The organism is Deltaproteobacteria bacterium (genome assembly GCA_005879795.1).
GTDB lineage: Bacteria > Desulfobacterota > Binatia > DP-6 > DP-6 > DP-6.
In genome coordinates this window covers 1-5582 of the sequence record VBKJ01000226.1, presented here as the reverse complement: position 1 = coordinate 5582, position 5582 = coordinate 1, and the positions used below count along the sequence as shown (strand labels likewise).

The following is a 5582-nucleotide window of genomic DNA, read 5'->3' as shown; positions in this document are numbered from 1 at the left end:
CTGACGACGGTGGAGGCCATCTACGGGGAGGTGCTACGCCTGTAGTAGTATGGCTCGGATGCGGATCCTGATCACCGGGATCACCGGATTCGTCGGCAGCCACCTGACCGAGTGGGCCCTGAGTCGGGGCGCGGACGTGATCGGTGCCCTGCGCTGGCGCAGCAACACCGAGCACATCGAGCACCTCCGCGACCGCCTCACGCTCATCGAGTCGGACCTTCGCGATCTTTCTTCCGTCCTGGGGCTGGTGGAGCAAGCCCACCCGGACTACATCGTGCACCTGGCTGCGCAGTCGTTCGTGGCGGCCTCCTGGCTGACGCCCGCCGAAACGCTCCTCACCAACGCCATCAGCCAGATGAACCTCTTCGAGGCGATCCGCCAGCTCGGGAACCGAGCGCGATTTCTCGTCATCGGCTCCAGCGAGGAATACGGTCTCGTCGAGCCGCACGAGCTGCCGATTCGCGAGAGCAACCCGCTGCGTCCGCTCTCACCGTATGCGGTCAGCAAGGTGACGCAGGACCTGATGGGCTACCAGTACTACAAGAGCTACGGGCTCGACATCGTCCGTGCGCGCGCGTTCAACCACACCGGGCCCCGGAGAGGGGAAGCCTTTGCCACCTCGAACTTCGCGAAGCAGATCGCCGAGATCGAGGCGGGTCTGCGCGAACCCGTGGTGTCCGCGGGTGACCTCAAGCCCACCCGCGATTTCTCCGATGTTCGCGACGTCGTGCGCGGCTACTGGGCCCTGCTCGAGCGCGGGAGCGTGGGCGAGGTCTACAACCTCTGCTCCGGCACCGACTGGTCCATCGAGCGCGTCCTTCAGTTCCTGATCGCACAGTCCAAGGTCAGCGGCATTCAGGTCCGTACCGACCAGGCGCGGCTCCGTCCGTCCGACGTGCCGGTGCTGCGGGGGTGCGCGGACAAGATCGAGGCGGCGGTCGGCTGGCGAACCCGGATCCCGGTGGAGCGGACCCTGAGCGACCTGCTGGACTATTGGCGACAGCGCATTCGACGCTGACGAGGGGCGTGGGGCGCGGCGCGGCCGGCGGCTCACCGCGCGTCGCTCTCGTGCACGACTGGCTCACCGGCATGCGCGGCGGCGAGCGCTGCCTCGAGGTGTTCTGCGAGCTCTTCCCCGAGGCGCCTCTCTACACGCTCCTGCACGTCCCCGGCAGCGTGTCCGCCGTCATCGAGCGGCGCCGCATCGTGACGTCGTTCGTCCAGCGGCTGCCGGCGGCGGCCACGCGCTATCGTCACTATCTCCCGTTGTTCCCCGCCGCCATACGGATGTTCGACCTGCGCGGTTTCGACCTCGTCCTGTCGCTGAGTCATTGCGCGGCGAAGGCGGTGCGGCGGCCGCCCTCCGCGCTGCATCTCTCGTACTGCTTCAGTCCCATGCGCTACGTTTGGGACCTCTACGACGACTACTTCGGCGCGCGTGCCGGCGTCGTCGTGCGCACGCTCATGCCGCCGGTGGCCGCCGCGCTGCGCGCGTGGGATAAGCGCACCGACCGCGTGGACGGCTTCGTCGCCATCTCCCAGCACATTGCCGACCGCATCCGCCGCGTCTATGGCCGTGACGCCGATGTCATCCACCCGCCCATCGAGGTCGCGCGGTTCCGACCCGTCTCCGGTCCGGGGGAGTACTACCTCGTTGTGTCCGCGCTCGTGCCCTACAAACGCGTCGACCTCGCCGTCGCCGCTGCTAATCGTCTGCGTCGCCGCCTGGTCGTCGTCGGCACCGGCCCGGAGGAAGCGCGGCTGCGCGCGGCCGGCGGTCCCACCGTCGAGTTCCTCGGCTGGCGCTCCGACGCCGAGGTCGCTGACCTCTACGCGCGCTGCCGCGCGGTGCTGTTCCCGGCGGTCGAGGATTACGGCATCGTGCCGCTCGAGGCGGCCGCGGCGGGTCGCCCGACCATCGCGCTCGCGCGGGGCGGCGTGCTCGAGACGATGGTCGGCCTCGGCCGCGCCGAAGGCCCGCCGACGGCCGTCTTCTTCGACGACCAAACGGCAGAGGCATTGGTGAGTGCCATGCTCGCCTTCGAGGTGGCCGCAGCTCGCTTCGCGCCGGCCGCGCTGCGCGCCCGCGCCGAGCAATTCGATCGACCGGTGTTCACGCAACGCCTCCGCGACTATCTCGACCGGCGGTACGCGGAGTTCCGTGCGAGGCGCTCGTGCTGAAGGCGCACTCGCGGTTGTTCAGGCAGCTCACGTTCGGCGCCGACGTTGCGGTGATCGCCGCATGCTGGGTGCTGGCGTACTGGTTGCGCTTCTACTCGGGCGTCTTCGGCCACGGCGACATCCCGCCGTTCCGGGACTACGCGCTGCAGCTCGTGCCGATCCTGAGTGTGTGGGGCTTCGCATTCAAGGCGTTCGACCTCTACCGGCCGCAGCGTCTCGGGTCGCACCTCGGCGAGTGGTGGGACATCACCAAGGCCTCGAGCCTCGGCGCCCTCGTCCTCGTCGCCATCATGAGCCTCGTCTTCCGCGGGTACGACTACTCGCGCATCGCGATCGGCGTGTTCTGGGCGACGTCGATCGTGGGCGCGACGATGTCGCGCGTTGTGTTCCGCGAGGCCCTGCGTGTGGCGCGGCGTCGCGGCTACAACCTGCGCTACGCGGTGGTGGTCGGCGGCGGCGAGGCGGCCGCCGAGGTGTTCCGCGTGTTACGCCGGCGCCCCGACGTCGGCGTGCGCGTGCTCGGCCGGCTCGGCGACAAGCGTGAGGATGGCGAGACTCGCTGGCTCGGCGCGCCGGAGGACATCCGCGCGGTGCTCGACGCGCATTCGGTGGACATCGTGATCATCGCGCTGCCGCACGCCGAGTACCCTCGGCTCAGCGCGATCCTCGACGGCATCGGCGACGACCCCGTGGCCATTCACTTCGTGCCCGACATCTTCAGCCTCGCCTCGCTGCGGGGGGGCATCGAGGAGTTCGAGACACTGCCGATCATCCACCTACGCGAGTCGCCGCTCTACGGCTGGAATCGCGTACTCAAGCGCGCGTTCGACTTCGTCATCGGCGCCGCCGCGCTGGTGACGCTGGCCCCGCTGATGCTGGCCATCGCGGTGGCCATCAAGCTCACGTCGCGCGGCCCCGTGCTCTACCGTCAGGAGCGCATGGGCCTCGACGGCCGGCGCTTCCGGATGCTGAAATTCCGCTCGATGGTCGCCGACGCGGAGGCGACGACGGGGCCGCGCTGGGCGGTGCCCGACGATCCGCGCCGCACCGGCTTCGGCGCCGCCCTCCGCCGCCTGAGCCTCGATGAGCTGCCACAGTTGTTCAACGTGCTGCGCGGAGAGATGAGCCTTGTCGGCCCGCGCCCCGAGCGGCCGTCGTTCGTCGAGGACTTCCGGCGACGAATGCCTCGCTACATGTTGCGTCACAAGGTGAAGGCCGGGATCACCGGGTGGGCGCAGATCAACGGGTGGCGCGGCAACACCTCGATCGAGAAGCGCATCGAGTACGACCTCTACTACATCGAGCGCTGGTCGCTCGGCTTCGACCTGAAGATCCTCGTCCAGACTTTCTGGTTGGGCTTCCGCAACCGGAACGCGTATTGAACCGGCCGCGCGCGCTGGCGCTGCGCGATGGCCTCGTCGTCGCGCTCCTCCTCGGCCTCGCCGCCTCGATCTCGCTGGCCGAGGCTTCGCTAGCCGCGCTGGCGGCCTGGCTCGTGTGGGCGGTTCGCACACGCGCGTACCGTCCATCCTGGCCGCTATTCGCGCCGCTCGCCGCCTTCGCGATCTGGTCCGTGCTCGCCGCGCTGCTGTCGCCAGCGCCGGTGGACAGCCTGCGGATCATGAGGATGCTCCTGCCGCTCGCGACGCTGTGGATCGTGCTCGGCGTGCTCGACGACGCGAGCGCGGCGCGTCGCTTCGCAGCGGGCCTGCTGTGGGCGGTCGCTGCCGTGGCCGTCGTGGCCATTGTGCAGGTCGTCACCTGCACGCCCGACCGCTACGACGCGAACCCCGCGCTGCCGCCGGTTGTCCGAATGGTGCTCGGCAAGTGTCGACGCGCGCATGCCTTCTTCAGCATCTACATGACCCTGGCCGGCGTCCTGACGGTCGTCCTCACGGCCGAGCTGGCGCCGCTTTTCGTCGCCGGCCGCCGCCGTGCCGGCGCCGCGGCCGCGTGGCTGACTGGCGCGCTGGCGCTTGCGCTCACGCTCGTTCGCGGCGCATGGCTGGGACTCGCCGCGGGTGTCCTCGTCTCGCTCGCAGGCGTCCGTCGGCGCGTTCTTGCCGCGGCCTGCGTGGTGACGCTCGCGGCGGCGGTCCTGGCCCTGCCGAGCGTACGGGAGCGTGCCGAGACGTTCGGGGACGCCGCCGATGCCACCGCCCGTGAGCGGCTGGCCATGATCGACGGCGGCCTGGCGATGCTTCGGCAGCGGCCGATCATCGGCGTCGGCCCCGGGCAGGTGAAGCAGCTCTATCCGATCTATGCGCCGCCCGAAGCGCTGCGCCGCCACACGAGCCACCTGCACAACACGCCGCTGCAGATCGCGGTGGAGCGCGGGCTCGTCGGCCTTGCGCTCTGGCTCTGGATCTTCGTCGCCTTCTTCGTGCGAGCGGCGCGCGTGCTCCGTCGCGTGCCCGCGCAGGCCGCCGCCGACCGCGCGCTCGTCGTCGGCGCGCTGGCCGCGGTGACGGCCTTCCTCGTGGCCGGCCTCTTCGAGTACAACTTCGGCGACACCGAGGTGCTGCTGGCGATGCTCAGCGTGATGGCGCTGCCGTTCGTCGTCGAGCGCGGGCTCGCGGGGCGCGCGGCATGAAGCGCCCGCCCGCCGGCCCGCGGCTGGCCGCCGTGCGCCTGGTCGCGATGGACGTGGATGGCGTGCTCACCGACGGCGGCATCTGGTACACCGACGGCGGCGAGGAGCTCAAGCGCTTCGACGTCCGCGACGGCCAGGGCCTCGTGCTGCTCCGCGAGGCCGGCGTGGTCACGGCCGTGATCACACGCCGCCACTCGGAGATCGTCGAGCGCCGCGCGCGCGAGCTGGGCATCGTCGAGGTCCACCAGGACGCGACAGACAAGGGCGCCGTCGTGCAGGGGATCCTGACGCGGCACGGCGTCCGCGCGGCGGACGCGTGCTACGTGGGTGACGACGTCGGCGACCTGCCGGCGATGGCGCTCGTCGGCTTTCCCGTCGCCGTCGCCAACGCCGTCCCCGCCGTGCGGACGGCCGCCGTCTACGTCACACGCGCCCTCGGCGGCCACGGCGCCATCCGCGAACTTTGCGACCTCCTCCTCTCCGCCCGCCAGACCAAGCCCCCCACTCGCGCTCGCTGACCGATGTCGCGTGCGCGTCGGCTTCCGTCACCGCCCCGCCGGAGGCCGACGAGAACGCGACCGAGGCGTGACGAAGTCCCTCGACTCATGCGTGTAGTGATTGGTCCGACGACCGCCGACTGAAGGGTGGGGTGTCTTCTGGGTATTGCGTCGGTTCCGGCTGGCAATCGTGGCTCGTCGGCAGGCGCAACGTCGTGTCGATTTGCGTGGTCGAGGAGGGGCACGCCGCCCCCGCCCACCCGTTTAGTACGCGATCGTCGGCTCCGTCGCCACGCGCACGCGGACGAAGT

5 protein-coding genes are annotated in these 5582 nt (G+C 70.4%); all 5 read left to right on the top strand.

All coding sequences use genetic code 11. The features are described 5' to 3' along the window. Nucleotides 1-58 precede the first annotated feature (58 nt). The 5 genes from E6J59_19330 to E6J59_19310 all read left to right on the top strand — a co-directional run bounded on the left by E6J59_19330 (nucleotide 59) and on the right by E6J59_19310 (nucleotide 5292). A complete protein-coding gene (locus E6J59_19330) occupies nucleotides 59-1018 on the top strand; it encodes a GDP-mannose 4,6-dehydratase (GenBank protein TMB16287.1) in 960 nt (319 codons plus the stop codon). Between the two features lie 71 nt (nucleotides 1019-1089). Then, the gene (locus tag E6J59_19325; protein ID TMB16288.1) at nucleotides 1090-2181 is read left to right on the top strand and encodes a glycosyltransferase family 4 protein; all 1092 of its coding nucleotides are present in this window, start codon (nucleotides 1090-1092) and stop codon (nucleotides 2179-2181) included. Next, the gene (locus E6J59_19320; GenBank protein TMB16286.1) at nucleotides 2175-3563 is read left to right on the top strand and encodes an undecaprenyl-phosphate glucose phosphotransferase; all 1389 of its coding nucleotides are present in this window, start codon (nucleotides 2175-2177) and stop codon (nucleotides 3561-3563) included. Before E6J59_19325 ends, E6J59_19320 begins: the two co-directional genes overlap by 7 nt. Then, complete coding sequence (locus tag E6J59_19315; protein ID TMB16285.1) at nucleotides 3560-4774, top strand: hypothetical protein; 1215 nt, start codon at nucleotides 3560-3562, stop codon at nucleotides 4772-4774. Before E6J59_19320 ends, E6J59_19315 begins: the two co-directional genes overlap by 4 nt. Next, nucleotides 4771-5292 (top strand): HAD family hydrolase, encoded by a 522-nt coding sequence (locus E6J59_19310; GenBank protein ID TMB16284.1) that lies wholly within the window; start codon nucleotides 4771-4773, stop codon nucleotides 5290-5292. The genes E6J59_19315 and E6J59_19310 overlap by 4 nt, the downstream gene beginning before the upstream one ends. Nucleotides 5293-5582: the final 290 nt, after the last annotated feature.